The organism is Ruegeria sp. HKCCD7296, assembly GCF_013110775.1.
Classification (GTDB): Bacteria; Pseudomonadota; Alphaproteobacteria; order Rhodobacterales; family Rhodobacteraceae; genus Ruegeria.
On sequence record NZ_WVRF01000001.1, the window covers coordinates 162,912 to 180,281 of the forward strand.

Sequence of the window (17,370 nt, forward strand, 5' to 3'; positions counted from 1 at the left end):
GTACCGGTAAACAGCCGAACCATGACAACACAGGACCATTTCATGACATATCCCGATTTCATCACAGCATTTCCCAGCCTCGACGTCCCTTTCCCCGAAGATGTAGTTCAGACCGCTGTGATCCGGTCGGATGCTGGGCTGGTGGCGTTTTTTACTTTTCTCAAGGATTTTGAACTGCCCGCACATTCTCACAAAGCCCAATGGGGCACTGTCGTCGAGGGTGAGGTCGAACTGACCATCGGCACCGAGACCAGAATATACCGCCCGGGCGACAGCTATTCGATCCCTTCGGGTGTCGAACACGGTGGCAAGATCAAAGCGGGTTCTCGTGTGATTGACGTTTTTGAAGAACCAGACCGCTATCCGGTGAAGGCATAAGGCTCAAAAAAAGGGCTGCAGCACAAGCTACAGCCCTTCTTTAAGAATATGCGCCCATTTAGTCGCGCAGCAATTCGTTGATGCCCGTTTTCGAGCGGGTCTTTTCATCCACCCGTTTCACGATCACGGCGCAGTACAAGCTGATGTTGTTCTTTGAAGGCATCGAACCGGCGACAACCACCGAATAGGGCGGCACTTCGCCATACATGACTTCGCCGGTTTCGCGATCCACGATTTTGGTGGATTTGCCGATGAACACGCCCATGCCCAGAACCGAACCTTCGCGTACGATACAACCCTCGACCACTTCGGAACGGGCACCGATAAAGCAATTGTCTTCGATGATGGTCGGTCCGGCCTGCATGGGCTCAAGGACACCACCGATGCCGACGCCCCCCGACAGGTGAACGTTCTTGCCGATCTGCGCACAGGATCCAACGGTGGCCCATGTATCAACCATGGTGCCTTCATCGACATAAGCGCCCAGGTTCACAAAAGACGGCATCAGAACAGCGCCGGGTGCGATATAGGCAGACTTGCGGACAACGCAGTTCGGCACGGCGCGGAACCCGGCGGCTTGCCATTGGTTTGCGTCCCAACCGGCGAACTTGCTGTCCACCTTGTCCCACCAGCCGCCAGCCTGCGGACCACCGGACTGGATTTCCATATCCTTGATGCGAAAGCCCAGCAGAACCGCTTTCTTGGCCCACTGGTTCACTTGCCAGTCGCCATTTTCAAGCTTTTCCGCAACACGCAGCGATCCGCTGTCCAGCGCGTTCAGCGTATCCTCGATCGCTTCACGCTGTTCGCCGGTGGTGGCGGGCGTGATTGTGTCGCGCGCCTCCCAGGCGGCTTCGATGGCGGCTTCCAGTTGCGCGTTGGACATGGGGCGTCTCCCTACAGAATCTGTTCGTGTCGGTTTGGCCTATACGCAAGTGGAAACAATGGTGCAATGCGACGAACATGGATCATTTTGCGTCTGAAACGGCCTTTCGTCAGCTGGCGCGGCGTATATGGCGGGTCAGGATGCCCTTGGCGGTGCTCAGATCCCTGCGCCTGAGCGCCTGAACCAGCGCGGCGTGATCCTTGTCTACCTGCTGTACCCATTTTGATCGCCAATGTGCGAACAGGTGGCGCGCGCTTGCGATATGCAGATCGTCAATGGCGTGCAAAAGCCGGGGTAGGCCACAAGGTGTCAGAATGGCACGATGGAACGCTCGGTTCAAAGCTTCCCATTGCGGCATCGTCTGCGCCTCATCACAGGCGATGCGTGCGCGATCGATCTTGTCCAACGCGACCGGAGACATGTTCTGCACGGATTGCTGCAACGCAAGGGTCTCTAACGCCACTCGCATTTCTATCACCTCACGCACTTCTGCCGGGTCCAGCGCGGTGACGCGCATCCCGCGGCGAGGCTCATGCCGGGCCAATCCATGCGCCTCAAGCCGCAACAGGGCTTCACGTACAGGGACGTGACTGGTGTCAAATTGGCGGGCAATATGGTCTTGCCGCAGCTTTTCCCCGGCCTCAAGCTCTCCGGTGATGATTTGCTGGCTCAGGTTTTGGTAGATCGTGTCGGAAATCGTAGCGGACATGGATTATAGATAAAATCCGCCCTACCCGTTCACAAGCCGATAATTCACCCTGCAAACGGGTCCGGTGCAATATTTGCGCCGCACAGCAGAACGGCAACACGCTCATCCGGTTCAGGCTGGTAGACACCCGACGTCAATGCAGCCAAGGCTGCTGCGCCTGCGGGCTCCACCAAAATGCGGTGGCTCTGCCAAAGCGCCTTTTGCGCATCCGCAATCGCGTCATCCGATACCAGAACCGAGCTCATGCCTTGCGCCAGATCGAAACAGATCTGTCCGATCCGCCGCGCGCCCAGCGCATTTGCAGCGATACCCGAGACAGATACATCCACCGGCTTACCCGCCTGTAACGCAGCGTTCAGCGCGCACGAGGTTTCAGGTTCGACTGCAACGACCTTGCGCGCGCCGTCAAACCACGCCAGCGCACCGGCAATAAGACCTCCGCCACCCACAGCAACCAGAACCGTATCGGCCTGCACCCCCTGAGCATCCCATTCGGCAAAACAGGTCCCTTGCCCCGCCACTGTCGCCGGGGCGTCATAGGCGTGAATTTGCATGGCACCAGTAGCTGCCTCATGTTCTTGCGCCGCGGTCAGCGCGTTGGCGTATTCGCCGGACACGACGCTTAGATCCGCGCCAGTTTGCCGGATCAGCGCGATTTTCGACGGACCTGCCAGTTCCGGTACGAATATCTTGGCGGGATAGCCCAGCGTCTGCGCAGCATAAGCAGCCGCCGCACCATGGTTGCCCCCGGACGCGGCCACAACGCCTGCCTGTGGCACGTCCATGCTGAGCAATGTGTTGAACGCGCCCCGTGCCTTGAAACTGCCAGTGTGCTGCATGTGCTCGAGTTTTAGCTCGATCGGATAGCCCGGAATGCGGCTTTCCATCACTGGGGTCACTTGTGCATATCCGGCGATACGGTCGCGGGCTTTTGAAATTTCACTTTTCCAATTCATTCTTGTCTTTCCGTGACTGGCGCTCTGATCGCGAACCCTATAGCTGTTTCATGAACACGCAAGCAGGGATCGATCACCTATGAGAGAAGACCGCCACAATCCGTTCCGCGACGCGCAGACCGACCGCTCGACCGCGAGTGAGGTTCCGGACACGCCGCAGACGCGTTCACCTGCCTATCGCCTTGCCTTTGCCGATGACGAATTCTTGTGCCGGGACGAATTGCGCCCGGTGCGTCTGCAACTGGAATTGCTGAAGCCCGAGATGATCATGACCGAGCGCGAGATCACCTCGACCATTGTGATGTTCGGCGGCGCGCGCATTCCGGAACCGTCGCAGAAACACACGGCGCGAACAGAGACTTTGGCCGGGTTGTCACAATATTACGATGAGGCGCGTGAGTTCGCGCGGCTAATGACCGAAAAGTCAAACGAAACCGGATGCCGTGAGAACGTCATCGTCACCGGCGGTGGTCCCGGTGTGATGGAGGCCGGAAACCGTGGCGCGCAGGACGCGGGTGGGTGTTCGATCGGCTTGAATATCGTGCTGCCGCATGAACAGGCGCCGAACCTCTATGTGACGCCGGACCTCAGCTTCAACTTCCATTACTTTGCCATTCGCAAGATGCATTTCCTGATGCGCGCCCGCGCCATCACCATCTTCCCCGGCGGTTTTGGCACCATGGATGAACTGTTCGAATCCCTGACCCTGATCCAGACCGGGCGGATGGACCGCGTGCCCTTCCTGCTGTTTGGCCGCGAATTCTGGGAAAAGGTCATCAATTGGGAAGCGCTGGCCGATGCCGGCACCATCTCGGAAGAAGACCTCGACCTGTTCCGGTTCGTCGACACCGCGCAAGAGGCGGTCGAGATCATCGAGAACTGGGAACCCGCCCCGCCCCGCGACGAAATTCCGGGGCGCTGAGCTATGGCTTCTAAAACCGGAGAGATGCTGCACCTGCGCGGCAACGCGTTGAACGCCGGTGAGCCGGTAACCCTGCCACTGACCCAAAGCAGCATGTACCACCTGCCCGGCGTGACGGAAGGTTTGCGCACCTATGGCCGCGTCGACAACCCAACCTGGGAGCATCTGGAACATGTTCTGGCCCATCTGGAGGACGCACCCTGCCTGACATTCCCTTCGGGGATGGCAGCGATCTCGGCAGCGTTGTTCGCGACCCTGAAGGCCGGATCACGCCTGCTGATCCCGTCGGACGGGTACTACGTGACACGCCTGCTGGCGGATCGTTTCCTTTCAGGTCTGGGCGTGACCGTTGAGGAACGACCCACTGCCGCCTTTACCAACGGCGGTTTTGACGGGTTCGATGTTGTCTTTGTAGAAAGCCCCTCGAACCCCGGTTTGGATATGATCGATCTGGCAGTGGTTGCTGAACAGGCGCGCGCAGCCGGGGGAGTGACCATTGCCGACAACACGACGATGACCCCGCTGGGTCAACGCCCACTGGAACTGGGCATCGATGTGGTTGTATCGTCAGATACCAAGGCGATGGGCGGGCATTCCGACATGCTGATGGGCCATGTGGCCAGCCGCAACAACGATATCATGGAACGGGTCGAGGAATGGCGAAAAGTGTCCGGATCAATCCCCGGACCGCATGAGGCGTGGCTGCTGCATCGCGGGCTGGAAACGCTGGATGTACGCTTTGACCGTATGTGCAGCTCGGCGCAGGTGTTGGCCGAACGTTTGGCGTCACATCCCACAGTGAAACAGGTCCGCTATCCAGGTCTGCCGGGCGATCCATCCCACAAACTGGCACAGTCACAGACGGCACGCTTCGGGTTTCTGCTGTCCCTGACACTGGAAAGTGAAGAGAAAGCCGAAGCCTTCATCAACGCTTGCCCCCTTCTGCGCCCCGCCACTTCTTTCGGAGGGGTCCACAGTTCAGCCGAACGTCGCGCGCGATGGGGCGACGATGTCGATCCCGCTTTCATCCGCCTGTCCGTCGGATGCGAACCTGTAGAAGAACTGTGGCAAGCCATCGAGGCCAGCCTGAACGCGCTGTGATTACTTCTTGGCTTCGCGCAGTTCTTTGAACACGTAGATCGGCAGCACAACGCTGGCGATCAGCGCCCCCAGCCAGACCAACAGCGTTGCTCCCAACAGGTTCGCAACTCCACCTACGGTCAGCCCAGCGGTTATCAGATCAGTCACCAACAGGCCTACAAAGGTCACGATCAAAGCAATCCCGCCCTTCAGCGCAGGCGCTTTCTTTTCACCCAGCTTCAGGATCAGGGGTTCGGCAATCAGCTGCACCACGGTGAAGACGATTACAACGACGATGAAAGAGATCGGCTTGATCGCAAATCCTGACAGTATCAGCGAGGCAAGCAACAACCCAATGGCATTCCCCGCCAGCAAGGCCAAAGCCGATTTAATTCTACGCGACATGTGACGATCTCCGTCAATCAACAATTAGAAACATGCAGATGTTAACAGACCTGCAGGATTTTACGAGGCAATTCAATCGCCTCTTCCTTTTGACCCGTTGAAATCGCATGGTAGAAGACATTCATCAAGATCAGACCTGTCCCTGAGCCATGAGTGTGAGATGAGCGACGATCCCTATTCCGTTCTTGGCGTGGCCAAAGACGCCAGCGCCGCCGAGATCAAGAAAGCCTATCGGCGCATTGCCAAGGAATGCCATCCGGACCTAAAGCCCGGTGATGCCGAGGCTGAGGCAAAGTTCAAAGCTGCCGCCGCCGCATACGATCTGCTGAAAGACCCGGAAACCCGCGCGCGTTTCGACAATGGCGAGATTGACGCCTCGGGTCAGGAACGCCCGCAACAGCAGTATTACCGTGAATATGCCGAAGCCGCTGGCAACCCGTATCGCGGACGTCAGGCAGACCCGGACGACATGTCCGACATCTTCGCCGAATTCATGCGCGGGCGCGGCGGGTTTGGCGGCCAGCGCGGCCATGAGTTTCACGCGCCGGGGCACAACCTGAACTATTCGCTGCAGATCAGCTTTCTGGATGCCGTGTTCGGTGCCAGTCAGAAACTGACCTTGCCAGACGGCGACCGGATCGAAGTGAAGATCCCGGCTGGAATTACCGAGGGTCAAACCATCCGCCTGAGGGGCAAAGGGGCCCCGGGATATGGCGAAGGCCCTCCGGGCGATGCTCTGGTAACTGTTTCGGTGGCCAGTCATCCGGTCTTTGATCGCCACGGCGACGACATCCATATTACGCTGCCCATCACGATTGACGAGGCCATACTGGGTGGCAAAGTCCCAGCTCCGACCATCGACGGTGGCGTGAATGTCAGCGTACCGGCGGGCACTAGCAGCGGCAAAACCCTGCGATTGCGGGGCAAGGGTGTCAAAAAACGCGGCTCGTCCGAGCGTGGGGATCAGTTGATCGAACTGACCGTCTCGATGCCCGAGAAAATCGATGACGATCTGAAACAGTTCATGGAGACCTGGCGCGAGACGCACAGCTACGACCCGCGGAAAGGAATGCCGTCATGACCCTGACCGAGAAGGAACTGATCGAAACCGTCACCCGACTGACCTCGGATCGGCTGACCGAATATCTGGCGGCCGAGATTGTGATCCCCGAACAATCAGACCAAGGGCTGATCTATCACAGCATCGACGTCGCCCGTCTGGAACTGGCCTGCGAGTTGCACGAACAGTACGACATGGAGGCAGATGCGCTGTCGATGATGATCTCGCTGATTGATCAGATGCACGGGCTACGGGCCGAACTGCGCGAGGTTCTGAACGCGGTCGAGGCTCAACCCGAACCGGTGCGTCAGCAACTGGTTGAAGTGATCGGCACAGCGCGGTTCCGTCGCAGATAACGGGGTTTTGGACTCGACCCATTTGGCGTAGAAGGCCGCCTTGATCCTTTGCCAGGTGGCTCTATGACCCAGTCCCGATCCGAATTGCTGATGCCCGCGGGCAATCTGCGCAAGTTGAAACTCGCCATCCTTTACGGCGCAGACGCAGTGTATCTGGGCACGCCCGACATGTCGTTGCGCACGAAATCCGAGTTCTCGCTGGAAGAGGTGATCGAAGGGGTTGAGTTCTGCCACAGCCATGGCCGACGCGCCTATCTGACGCTGAACCTGTTTTCGCATAATAAAGACATCCCGAAACTGGATGAGTACATCGACACGGTGCGCAAGGTGCAGCCCGACGGGCTGATCATTGCTGATCCGGGTGTGTTCCAATATGTCCGCGAACGCGCACCCGAACTGCCGCTGCATATCTCGACCCAGGCCAATATCTGTTCGTGGCTATCGGTGAAGTTCTGGCAGGATCAGGGCGCTGAACTGGTGGTTCTGGCACGCGAAGTCTCGTACCCCGAGCTTGTGGAAATCCGCGAGAAGTGCCCTGACATCAAGCTTGAGGCTTTCGTCCACGGTGCGATGTGCATGACCTATTCAGGTCGTTGCCTGCTTTCGAACTTTATGGCCGAACGCGGGGCGAACCAGGGCAATTGCGCCAATTCCTGCCGCTGGAACTATGGCCTGAAACTGCGCCTGAAGGACGGCACGCATCAGGAACTGCGCATCACCGACGAAAACGCGGACCTGTATGAATTCCTGCTGGAAGAAGGCTGCCGCCCCGGTGATTTGATGCCAATCGAAGAAGATGATCGCGGGTCATACATCCTGAACTCCCGCGATCTGTGCATCATGCCCAAGCTGGATGAATACCTGAAGATCGGTGTCGACAGCCTCAAGGTCGAAGGGCGCGGTAAGTCGGAGTATTACGCCGCCATCGTTGCGCGGGCGTATCGGATGGCGATCGACGACTACAATGCCGATCCTGAGAACTGGGATCCCAGACCATATATGCGCGAACTGGAAACCGTAGGAAACCGCGGCTACACGCTCGCCTTCCACGAAGGACGTCTGACCAACTACGCGCATGACTATGAACACACCGCTTCGATCGCGCAGTGGGAGTATGCGGGGATTGTCACCGAAGTGACTGAAGACGCCTTTCTGGTCGAGGTGAAGAACAAGCTGGAACCGGGCGACGTGTTGGATTTTGTCTCACCTATCTCACGCGATACGGTTCTGCTGCGGGTCTACGATTTCGAACGCGCGTCTGACGGCAAGCGGCTGGATGTGGTGCATGGCAGCACGAAGACAGCCATCCGGCTGCCTTTCACCCTGTTCGATCACGAAGACATTGACGATCTGCGCGCGCGCTTCCCGGTTTACTCGGTTCTGCGCAAGGAACGCGCCCTGACCGATGAACACTGGAGCCGCATTCGTTTCGACAAACTGGTGCAAGGGCTGGAAACCACTGGCCGTGACAACCCGACGGCTTATGCCCGTCGTCGCGACGAACTGGTCGAAAAGATCGGCGAGGATGGCAATGAACGCCGGTTCAAGACCAACCGTATCGGCACCGAAGGCTGCTGTGGCAAGGGGTGTAACGGGTGTCTGATCTTCTGGCAGGATGAGAAATACGCGCTGGCTCGAGAAGTTCTGTCAAAACGCAAACAAGGCGAACAACTCAGCCGCCGCGAGGCGACGGAACTGAAGCTGCCGGGCGAACCGGCCTGATCCGGTTCATTCGCTCTTGCGATACTCTTCCGGCACATAAAACGTGTAGTCTCGATCCGCCACCTGTTCGTGGCAGACATGGCAATACGCGACTTCACCGGCGCGGTCACCCAAGGTATCGCCAAACACCGAACCGTCTGGCAGGACCATGATATAACGCCAATCCGCTGTATCCGGGTTCGCCCCGTTTGCCAGTTTCTCCATTATGAACATGGCACCTGGATGTATGCGCCCTTCATCCGTCACCGTCATGCTGTCCTTGGCAAGGACCGAACCCATTGGTAGTTCCTCGCCTTTCTGCAAAGTCGCATAGTTATGAGCCATGCGATTGGCATAACTGTTCACAAAACGCTGGCCATGGGTTGCCGAAATATATGGCGCATCGTTGAATAACGGCCAGCTTTGGTAGTTGAGGATCAGGTCCAGTTGCGCCGCTGCATACCCGCGCGCCATGCGACGGTTCAGCGAACGGTAGTGCTTCAAAGCCTCGTTCTTGCTCAGCTCAGCAGGGTTTTCGATCGCGATATGAGCATTTTCGCTGTCGGCAAAAACCAAACTTGAACTTGCCGCAAACGCAAAGGCAAACAAGATTGCTCCGAAAAGGTTAGTGTTAGTAAAGCTTGTGTTCATAATATTGGCCCACCTGAAAATCAGTTCGCCTGAGCACCGCCTGACAGCACCGGTTTAGTCTAGCGACCTCGCAATAACTTGCCAGCTCTGGCCCGGTCCGCTCACCACCTTGTGCATGGATTTGAAAAGGGCCATGCTAGCGATGAACACGGGAAACATAGCAAATTATGCATATTGTTTCAGCACCTGAAACATTAAGTTTACAAGTACACTTATGGCGTGCAGGTGGCGACCGAAAACACTTGATGCGCGATACAACCGACCCGGTCGGACGCCGGCGGAAACTCTATCGGCTCAACCCTGTTTCGGCCTCGATCTGTTTGCGCGATTTGCGGGCGCGTTCGGTTGCCGATTTCAACTGACCACAGGCCGCCATGATATCCTCACCGCGCGTCTTGCGAATGGGCGATGCATAGCCCGCGTGGTAGATGATATTCGCAAAAGCCCGGATACGGTTGTTCGAGCTGCGCTTATACGGCGCGCCGGGCCATTCATTGAACGGAATCAGGTTGATCTTGGCCGGGATGTTGTAACGCTTGATGTGGTCGATCAGGCGGTGTGCATCCTCATCACTGTCGTTCACGCCATCCAGCATCACATATTCAAAGGTGATCCGTTCGGAGTTCGACGCATTGGGATAGCTGGCCAGCGCCTGTAGCAATTCTTCGATGTTCCAACGCTTGTTAATCGGCACCAGCACGTCGCGGGTCTCATCCGTGGTGGCATGGAATGAGATCGCCAGCAAACAGCCGATTTCCTCAGCCGTGCGCGCGATTTCGGGCACGACGCCAGAGGTCGACAGCGTGATACGGCGGCGCGACAGGGAAATCCCTTCGGGATCCATGGCGATTTTCATCGCATCACGGACGTTTTCGAAATTGTAAAGCGGTTCGCCCATGCCCATCAGAACGATGTTCGACAGCAGGCGCGTTTCATCCTTGGGCGCACCGGGGGTGGGCCATTCGTCAAGATCATCGCGGGCCATCATGATCTGACCAACGATCTCGGCCGCAGTCAGGTTGCGCACCAGTTTCTGGGTGCCGGTATGACAGAATGAACAAGTCAGCGTGCACCCGACCTGAGACGAGATGCAAAGCGTGCCGCGATCCTCTTCGGGGATATAGACGACCTCAACCTCATGCCCGCCTGCGATACGGCACAGATACTTGCGGGTGCCATCCTCAGAAACCTGGCGGGTCACAACCTCGGGGATTTCGATCACGAAATTCTCGGCCAATTGTGCGCGGTAGGCTTTGGCCAGGTTGGTCATCTCGGCAAAGTCTCGCACACCCCATTGATAGATCCACTGCCAGATCTGACCGGTGCGCATCTTGGCCTGCTTTTCCGGCGTGCCGTGTTCGATCAGAACAGCGCGCAGCTGGTCGCGGGTTAGCCCGACAAGGTTGATCTTTCCCTCGGGCAGTTTGCGAGGGAGGGTCAGGACATCTTGAGTGATCGGCGCTTTGGGCGACATTTTGGGCTCTCTGAGGCGTATCTCGAAAGATTCTGGCTTGGGATGCGCCTCTATATAGGAACCTGCGCAAAGATCAAAAGGATTCGTCACAATTGGCGGGTATGCATGGAAAAGCCACAGTAACACAGTCACTGCGGCCATTGTCTTGTTTTAATCCGTACGGATCAAAGTCCGCTTAGACACCTGCCGGCGGAATGTAGCAATCTTCGGCGTCCAGAGTCTTAACCGGGTCTTCCGGGCCGCACTGTTCGCCAGTCACCGGATATGTCTCACCTGTGTTTTCACAAGCGCTTAGCACCATGGCCGAGATCATCATCAGCGCAGCAAGAAATTTGTTCAGCATCGGGGCAACTCCTTCGCTTCCTCTGAACTATTTAGTTCAGAAAGTGCGAGGGCTTACTTTGATACGGATCAAGTGCGGGCGCGGACGTCGCGTAATGCTGGCGCGCCGGACAGCATCAAAAACAAAAGCCCCGCCATACCGACGGGGCCTGCACCGAAATACGCTGACTTAATTAGTGCAGCGTTGCTTCGCGTCGTCAATTGCTGCGGTAAAGCCCAGTAACGAGAAGGTGTCTTTCGTCTGCGTCCCGCGTTCCGAGCGGGCCGTCAGAACAGCCTCGTTCCCGCGCTTCATCGCTTCGATCACTTTGGGTTCCTGCCCTTGAGTCGAAGGCCAGGCCCATTCGCCATCAGTAATGAATTCGAATTCGGCGTCGTCGATCTTGACGTTGACGGTCGAACCCGCCGCAAAGGGATAGCCGCCGGTGAACGACACTGTTCCGTTCACGTCATCGCCTGGTCGAAACACCACAAACAGCAAAATGTCGCTACGCCGCACAGAAACCACGCGACCACCGCGGGTGTTAACCGTTTCGTCCGGGGTTGCGACGCTCCAGCATTCAGTGGGGTCTTCTTCAACAAAGACGCTCCAATCTGTCTTGACCGCAACACGGTTGGTGCTGCTGGCCTGCTGAGCGATTGCAGATGTCGCGACGGTACCTGCCACAGACAGGCCCGCGATCACACGAACGAGCATTGATCCCATTTGTCCAGCCTCCTAGCTCGACCCATACCTCAAACCCATCGGACATGGCTGCGAACCCTTCCGGCCCGTCTATTCCGTTGCGCATTCCGATGATTGCCGACATACACACACTAACGCAGGTTTCGCCACAGGCGAAAGGGCGATTGGCAGAATTTTGCGCATAATTTCGGAGGTCCAGATGACGCAGCCCATACCCATGACAGAACTGTGGCGTGGTGCTTTGCTTGAGAGTTTGCATCTGGGCCACGCGGTGATCTGCGATGACAGCGGCCAAATCGTCCGCAGCTGGGGCGATCCGCAAGCGGTGATCTACCCAAGGTCCTCAGCCAAAATGATTCAGGCACTTCCACTGGTCACGTCGGGTGCCGCGGCGAAATACGGCTTGAACAGCGAACATCTTGCGCTGGCCTGCGCCTCACATAACGGTGCCGCGATCCACACCGATCGGGTAACAGCATGGCTGGATCACCTGGGGCTGACCGAGCATGATCTGCGCTGCGGCCCACAGGAACCAGCAGATACAGCAGCTCGCGATCGGCTGATTTTAGCTGACGACACGCCTTGCCAGATCCACAACAATTGCTCGGGCAAACACTGTGGATTTCTGACATTGGCTCAGCACATGGGCGCAGGCCCGGAATACCTTGAAATCGACCACCCGGTGCAACAAGCCTGTCTGTCAGTCATTGAAGAAACCACCGGAGAGACCAGCCCGGGATATGGCATCGACGGCTGTTCCGCTCCAAATTTCGCGATCTCGCTGGCGGGATTGGCACGTTCGATGGCGTGGTTTGCCAGTGCCGCAGACCGCTCGGATCGCTCCTCTGATGCTGCGGCACAACTGGTTGCGGCAATGGTCAAGCACCCCGAGCTGGTGGCCGGTGAGACCCGTGCCTGCACCGAGCTGATGCGCGCCATGAATGGCCGCGTCGCCATCAAAACCGGGGCCGAGGCCGTGTTTGTGGCCATCATACCCGAAAAACGCATGGGCGTTGCGTTGAAGATCACCGACGGCACCACCCGCGCCAGCGAATGTGCGATTGCCGCGATACTGGTCAGCCTTGGCGTGCTGGAGGCCGATCACCCGGCCACCCGCAAATTCATGAACGCCACACAATACAGCCGGCGCGGGCTGGAATGCGGCGTGATCAAACCTGCGCCGGGCTTCCCCGGCTAAGGTCCTCACATCTCGATCTCATGCACCTCGGCCACTTCGACCGAGCCTGAACCGTTGACGACCATCGGACAACCCTTGGCCATGGCGGTCGCTGCGTCGATGCTGTCGGCCTTGATCACCGTAAAGCCCGAGGCCGGGTTCGCACCGCCGTTGTCAACGACCCCGCTGTTGGTGACGGTATAGGACTGGCCCACCGGGTTGCCGGGGATTTCCAGCGCCTCACCCATGTCCTGAAACCAGGCACCCCAGGCGGCCATAGTCGCCTCAATCTCGGCGGGGTCGGTTGGGGTGTGGCCCCCATGATATACAAACAAAAATTGGGGCATGTCGCTCCTCCCTGATGAAAACCTATTTGCAAAGTGCTTCGAGTTTACGCAGCGAAGATGTCCAACCCTGATTGTGGTTCGCTGCCGCTTCGGCATCAGCCAGTTCTTTGTGATCCAGTGTCAGTCGCGATCCGGTGCTCGTCGCCGCAACCGACAAAGTCACGTGGCTTTCGTTGCCGCGCTGGTCCTGATCATCATGCCAGCCCCATGTGAAACCCACTGATTTAGGTGGATCGACATGGGTCACATGGCCTGAAACCTTGTATCGTTGGCCCTCGCCATTCTCCATCACCGAATACCATGGGCCTGTTCGCGAAAAATCCAGATTGTGTTCGGGCACGTGCATCCCTTCGGGCCCCCACCATTGCAGCAACCTGCTGCCGTCACTGATCCATGCGAACAAGTCTTCAGGGCTAACGGGAAAGTCCCGTTCCAGTTTCAGGTCGGCCATGAATTCTCCCTTTCGATAATTTCGCTCAAACGATCGAGGCTGCTTTCCCAGAATTGGCGCTTGGAAATGGTCCAATCGGCAATCAGCCGCAGCCCCTCGGGTCGGACAGAATACATCCGCTGCGTGCCTTGGACGCGCTGTTGCACCAGCCCTGCCTCTCGCAAGACCTTTAGGTGGCGCGAAATCGCAGCACCCGATACGCCGCGACCTTCGATCAGGTCACCGGCGGGCAGTTCACCCTGTTCCATCAATTGTTCAACAATCGAGAATCGGGTGGCGTCAGACAGTGCTGAAAAGGCGGTCAGAAGCGTGCTCATGATCACTATTTAACACAAATGTTAAATAAAAGATAGCCTCGGTTATTCCTCGGCAAAGTCAGCGCGGCTGTACCCTTGCAGGTAAAGCAGCGCCGTCAGGTCACCGTGATTCACACGCACGTCGCATTGGGCGGCAACTGAAGGCTTGGCATGAAGGGCAACTCCGGTTCCGGCCCGGCCCAGCATTCCAAGGTCATTTGCTCCGTCGCCAACAGCCATTACGTCATTTTCAGACAGCTCAAGCCGGGCAGAGATCTGTTCCAGTGCTTCGATCTTGGCCTGCCGTCCCAAAATGGGGCGCGCAACATCGCCCGTCAGTTTCCCGTTTTTAGCCAACAGCGTATTGGCCCGGTTTTCATCAAACCCCAGCAACTCTGCCACCCGTGCCGTAAAGGCTGTGAACCCGCCGGATACCAACGCCGCATGGGCACCGTTCGCCCGCATCGTGGCCAGCAATGCCCTGCCACCCGGCATGAGGGTGATCCGTTCGTTCAGAACTTTGCCAATGACGCTTTCATCCAAATCCTTGAGCAATCCGACCCGTTCGATCAACGCCCCCTCAAAGTCCAGCTCTCCGTTCATGGCACGGGCAGTGATGTCCTTGACCCTGTCTCCAACACCGGCTTCATCCGCCAGTTCATCGATGCATTCTTGCTGAATCATCGTGCTGTCCATATCAGCCAGCAGCATCTTTTTGCGCCGCCCATCCGCAGGTTGCACGATCAGGTCGACACCCATGCCCTGCAAGTCCGCCCAGACATCCCAGCGATTGTCGGGCATGTCGCTCAATTCAAACTCTAGCGCCTCATCAGGGCTGAGCCAGATGACATCCCCACCGCCCCACGCGTTGCGCAGCGACTCGGGCAGGGCGCGGTCCAGCGAAGGCGCTGCAGGATTGGTCAGCAAAGTTGCGACATACATATTCAATCTCCAATGTCGTGCCTGCGTCAGGTGGTTTAAGGCGTCAATGGGATACGGCCCCGTGCCGTCAATTCCCAACAAGTCTGCCCTTCGAATACGGCCACACCCACCTGACGCCCATAGCCCGCACCTGTATCCAGGTTGACGCGATTTCCATAATGCGTGGCCTTATCCACTGGCGTGTGACCATGCACGATCAGCTTGGGATGCGGACCTCGATGGTTGTGAAAAACCTGCCTGATCCAGACCAGATCACTTGCGCGTTGTTCATTGAGCGGCACGTTCGGGCGGATACCGGCGTGAACAAAGGCAAGCTCGGGCGTCTGGTGCATCAACGCCAAATCGCGCAGGAAGGTCAGGTGAGACTTTGGCACCGCCCCCTTCGCCATCCGGTGCAAGTCTTCCAGCCGGATTTGACCTTCAAACTCCACCCCGTAACTGCGCAAAGTCTCAATCCCGCCTAACCGATCATGCAGCCAGTGGTACCCCACGAGCAGATGCGGATCGTGGCGTGGGGTGTCTTCCATGAACCAGGCAAACATCCGGTCGTGATTGCCCAGCAGGGTGATCCAGTTCCGACCTGCATAACGCCCGGCGATCAGGTGATCGATCAAGTCCCGGCTATCGGGACCGCGATCCACGTAATCACCCAGAAACACAACCTGAGCATCAGGTCCGCCGTCACTTTGGATCAAAGACAGTGCGCGCTCCAGTTCAGCCACCTGTCCGTGCAGATCACCGATTACATAGACAGGCTGTGTCATAGACATCCTCCGCCGGTAGCGCTCAGCACGCTTGTGCCCCAGATTGCGGTTCCAGAGAACAAAGGACCCGGGTCTTTTCAAAACCGGGCCCTGAACTGTTTCTCAAACTCAACAGGCCGCGTCAGGCGACATCAAACACCAATGGCTTGATTTGCGTGAACAGACCCGTTTCCGCCAGCTTGGCGCGGGCCTCGGCTGGAACCGGTTCGTCTACGTAAAGCAGCGCAATGGCTTCACCGCCTGCCTCGGAGCGACCAAGGGTAAAGTTGGCGATGTTGACGTTGTTCTCACCCATGGTCTGACCCAATGCACCGATGATGCCCGGCACGTCTTCGTTGGTCGTGTACAGCATATGGGCGCCGATCTCGGCATCGATATTGATGCCCTTGATCTGGATAAAGCGCGGCTTGCCGTCGCTGAACACAGTGCCCCCGATCGAACGCTCGCGCTTGTCGGTCACAACGGTGACTTTGATATAGCCCTCAAACGCGCCCGATTTGTCCTGATTGGTGGTCGAGATTTTGATCCCACGCTCTTTCGCGACAACCGGGGCCGAAACCATGTTCACCTCGGGGTTGAACTTTTTCATGATCCCCGCGACCACTGCGCAGTTTAGCGCGGCAAGGTTCATTTCAGCGGCCACACCATCATAAAGGATGTTGATCGCCTTAACAGGCTCATCCGTCATCTGACCAATAAAGCCGCCAAGATGCCCGGCCAGCTTGATCCAAGGCCCCATGACCTTGGCCTCTTCCGCCGTCACGCTGGGCATGTTCAGCGCATTCTCGACCGCGCCTGTCAGCAAATAGTTCGAGATCTGTTCGGCCACCTGCAACGCCACGTTCTCCTGCGCCTCGGTCGTTGCCGCACCAAGGTGTGGTGTACAGACCACGTTGGGCAGGTTGAACAGCGCATTTTCCTTCGCCGGCTCTTCGCTGAACACGTCAAAGGCTGCCCCGGCGACGTGTCCGGATTGCAGAGCTTCGGCCAGAGCGTCTTCGTCTACCAGTCCACCACGTGCACAGTTGATGATACGAACCCCTTTCTTGGTTTTGGCAAGGTTCTCGCGGCTCAGGATGTTGCGGGTCTGGTCAGTCAGCGGTACGTGCAGCGTGATAAAGTCGGCGCGCGACAGCAACTCGTCCAGTTCAACTTTTTCCACGCCCATTTGCGCGGCTTTCTCTTCGCCCAAATAGGGATCATAGGCGACGACCTTCATCTTCAGTCCAAGGGCGCGTTCACAAACTATGCCACCAATGTTCCCTGCACCAATAACACCTAGGGTCTTGTTGGTCAGCTCGATCCCCATAAACTTGGACTTCTCCCACTTGCCTGCATGGGTCGAGGTAGAGGCCTCGGGGATTTGCCGCGCCACGGCAAACATCATCGCAATCGCGTGTTCAGCGGTCGTAATCATGTTGCCGAACGGCGTGTTCATTACGATCACACCTTTCTTCGAAGCCGCATCCTTGTCGATATTGTCCGTGCCGATACCAGCGCGGCCAATGACCTTCAGCTTGTCGGCTTTCTCCAGGATGGTCGGTGTGACCTTGGTGGCCGAGCGGATGGCAAGACCGTCATACTGACCGATCACTTCGGCCAGCTTGTCTTTGTCCTTGCCCAGATCAGGCATGAAATCCACGTCGATGCCACGATCACGGAAAATCTGCACGGCGGTTTCGCTGAGCTTGTCAGATACGAGTACTTTGGGGGCCATTTTCTCTGGTCCTTTGAAGAATTCTGGGGGTTGGCGGGCTGAAGCCCGCCCTACGATTTCAAATGTGAGTA

Annotated in this window: 21 protein-coding genes; 7 read left to right on the forward strand and 14 right to left on the reverse strand. The window is 57.5% G+C overall.

The features are described from left to right. Window positions 1–42 precede the first annotated feature (42 nt). A complete protein-coding gene (locus GS632_RS00800; protein ID WP_171180425.1) occupies window positions 43–378 on the forward strand; it encodes a cupin domain-containing protein in 336 nt (111 codons plus the stop codon). Window positions 379–436: 58 nt separating this feature from the next. On the opposite strand, the gene dapD is transcribed toward GS632_RS00800, so the two are convergent. From dapD to GS632_RS00815, 3 genes are all read right to left on the reverse strand, one after another. Beyond that, a complete protein-coding gene (dapD, locus tag GS632_RS00805) occupies window positions 437–1,264 on the reverse strand; it encodes a 2,3,4,5-tetrahydropyridine-2,6-dicarboxylate N-succinyltransferase (RefSeq protein WP_171721982.1) in 828 nt (275 codons plus the stop codon). A gap of 109 nt (window positions 1,265–1,373) precedes the next feature. Beyond that, window positions 1,374–1,973 carry a GntR family transcriptional regulator gene (locus tag GS632_RS00810; RefSeq protein ID WP_171180376.1) on the reverse strand — a complete coding sequence of 200 codons (600 nt, stop codon included), beginning with the start codon at window positions 1,971–1,973 and terminating at the stop codon, window positions 1,374–1,376. 44 nt (window positions 1,974–2,017) lie between these two features. After that, window positions 2,018–2,929: a threonine/serine dehydratase gene (locus GS632_RS00815; protein ID WP_171236124.1), complete on the reverse strand. Its 912-nt coding sequence runs from the start codon at window positions 2,927–2,929 to the stop codon at window positions 2,018–2,020. A gap of 79 nt (window positions 2,930–3,008) precedes the next feature. Here GS632_RS00815 and GS632_RS00820 point away from each other — a divergent pair, with 79 nt between their 5' ends. Then, window positions 3,009–3,851 (forward strand): TIGR00730 family Rossman fold protein, encoded by an 843-nt coding sequence (locus tag GS632_RS00820; protein ID WP_171721983.1) that lies wholly within the window; start codon window positions 3,009–3,011, stop codon window positions 3,849–3,851. Between the two features lie 3 nt (window positions 3,852–3,854). After that, window positions 3,855–4,952 (forward strand): cystathionine gamma-lyase, encoded by a 1,098-nt coding sequence (locus tag GS632_RS00825; RefSeq protein WP_171721984.1) that lies wholly within the window; start codon window positions 3,855–3,857, stop codon window positions 4,950–4,952. Here GS632_RS00825 and GS632_RS00830 read toward each other — a convergent pair whose 3' ends face one another. Then, the gene (locus GS632_RS00830) at window positions 4,953–5,336 is read right to left on the reverse strand and encodes a hypothetical protein (RefSeq protein ID WP_171095725.1); all 384 of its coding nucleotides are present in this window, start codon (window positions 5,334–5,336) and stop codon (window positions 4,953–4,955) included. A 160-nt stretch (window positions 5,337–5,496) separates the two neighbouring features. On the opposite strand from GS632_RS00830, the gene GS632_RS00835 reads away from it, so the two are divergent. The 3 genes from GS632_RS00835 (at window position 5,497) to GS632_RS00845 (ending at window position 8,474) form a co-directional block, all read left to right on the forward strand. Continuing rightward, window positions 5,497–6,417, forward strand: a complete 921-nt coding sequence (locus tag GS632_RS00835; protein WP_171721985.1) for a DnaJ C-terminal domain-containing protein — start codon at window positions 5,497–5,499, stop codon at window positions 6,415–6,417. Next, window positions 6,414–6,752, forward strand: coding sequence for a hypothetical protein (locus GS632_RS00840; protein WP_171721986.1), 339 nt, complete (start codon window positions 6,414–6,416; stop codon window positions 6,750–6,752). Before GS632_RS00835 ends, GS632_RS00840 begins: the two co-directional genes overlap by 4 nt. A 63-nt stretch (window positions 6,753–6,815) precedes the next feature. Further along, window positions 6,816–8,474: a U32 family peptidase gene (locus tag GS632_RS00845; protein WP_171721987.1), complete on the forward strand. Its 1,659-nt coding sequence runs from the start codon at window positions 6,816–6,818 to the stop codon at window positions 8,472–8,474. 6 nt (window positions 8,475–8,480) lie between these two features. Here GS632_RS00845 and GS632_RS00850 read toward each other — a convergent pair whose 3' ends face one another. The 4 genes from GS632_RS00850 to GS632_RS00865 form a co-directional block, all read right to left on the reverse strand. Continuing rightward, window positions 8,481–9,062 (reverse strand): cytochrome P460 family protein, encoded by a 582-nt coding sequence (locus GS632_RS00850; protein ID WP_253284406.1) that lies wholly within the window; start codon window positions 9,060–9,062, stop codon window positions 8,481–8,483. A gap of 328 nt (window positions 9,063–9,390) precedes the next feature. Continuing rightward, entirely contained in the window at window positions 9,391–10,578 is a 1,188-nt protein-coding gene (gene rlmN, locus GS632_RS00855; protein ID WP_171180392.1) for a 23S rRNA (adenine(2503)-C(2))-methyltransferase RlmN, read from the reverse strand. Window positions 10,579–10,753: 175 nt separating this feature from the next. Further along, window positions 10,754–10,921, reverse strand: coding sequence for a hypothetical protein (locus GS632_RS00860; RefSeq protein WP_171180394.1), 168 nt, complete (start codon window positions 10,919–10,921; stop codon window positions 10,754–10,756). 168 nt (window positions 10,922–11,089) lie between these two features. Then, entirely contained in the window at window positions 11,090–11,626 is a 537-nt protein-coding gene (locus GS632_RS00865) for an invasion associated locus B family protein (RefSeq protein ID WP_171180396.1), read from the reverse strand. A gap of 178 nt (window positions 11,627–11,804) precedes the next feature. Here GS632_RS00865 and GS632_RS00870 point away from each other — a divergent pair, with 178 nt between their 5' ends. Continuing rightward, window positions 11,805–12,803: an asparaginase gene (locus GS632_RS00870; RefSeq protein WP_171721989.1), complete on the forward strand. Its 999-nt coding sequence runs from the start codon at window positions 11,805–11,807 to the stop codon at window positions 12,801–12,803. Window positions 12,804–12,808: 5 nt separating this feature from the next. Here the strand turns inward: GS632_RS00870 and GS632_RS00875 are convergent, their stop codons facing one another. From GS632_RS00875 to serA, 6 genes are all read right to left on the reverse strand, one after another. After that, complete coding sequence (locus GS632_RS00875; protein WP_171180399.1) at window positions 12,809–13,129, reverse strand: YciI family protein; 321 nt, start codon at window positions 13,127–13,129, stop codon at window positions 12,809–12,811. A gap of 22 nt (window positions 13,130–13,151) precedes the next feature. Beyond that, window positions 13,152–13,580 carry an SRPBCC domain-containing protein gene (locus GS632_RS00880; RefSeq protein WP_171721990.1) on the reverse strand — a complete coding sequence of 143 codons (429 nt, stop codon included), beginning with the start codon at window positions 13,578–13,580 and terminating at the stop codon, window positions 13,152–13,154. Then, on the reverse strand, window positions 13,568–13,897 hold the full coding sequence (locus GS632_RS00885; RefSeq protein WP_171236133.1) for a helix-turn-helix transcriptional regulator: 330 nt from the start codon (window positions 13,895–13,897) through the stop codon (window positions 13,568–13,570). The genes GS632_RS00880 and GS632_RS00885 overlap by 13 nt, the downstream gene beginning before the upstream one ends. 42 nt (window positions 13,898–13,939) lie before the next feature. Further along, window positions 13,940–14,818 carry a phosphoserine phosphatase SerB gene (gene serB / locus GS632_RS00890; RefSeq protein ID WP_171236134.1) on the reverse strand — a complete coding sequence of 293 codons (879 nt, stop codon included), beginning with the start codon at window positions 14,816–14,818 and terminating at the stop codon, window positions 13,940–13,942. Window positions 14,819–14,853: 35 nt separating this feature from the next. Then, window positions 14,854–15,582: a metallophosphoesterase family protein gene (locus GS632_RS00895; protein WP_171180408.1), complete on the reverse strand. Its 729-nt coding sequence runs from the start codon at window positions 15,580–15,582 to the stop codon at window positions 14,854–14,856. 121 nt (window positions 15,583–15,703) lie between these two features. Next, a complete protein-coding gene (serA, locus tag GS632_RS00900) occupies window positions 15,704–17,299 on the reverse strand; it encodes a phosphoglycerate dehydrogenase (protein ID WP_171180410.1) in 1,596 nt (531 codons plus the stop codon). Window positions 17,300–17,370 lie beyond the last annotated feature (71 nt).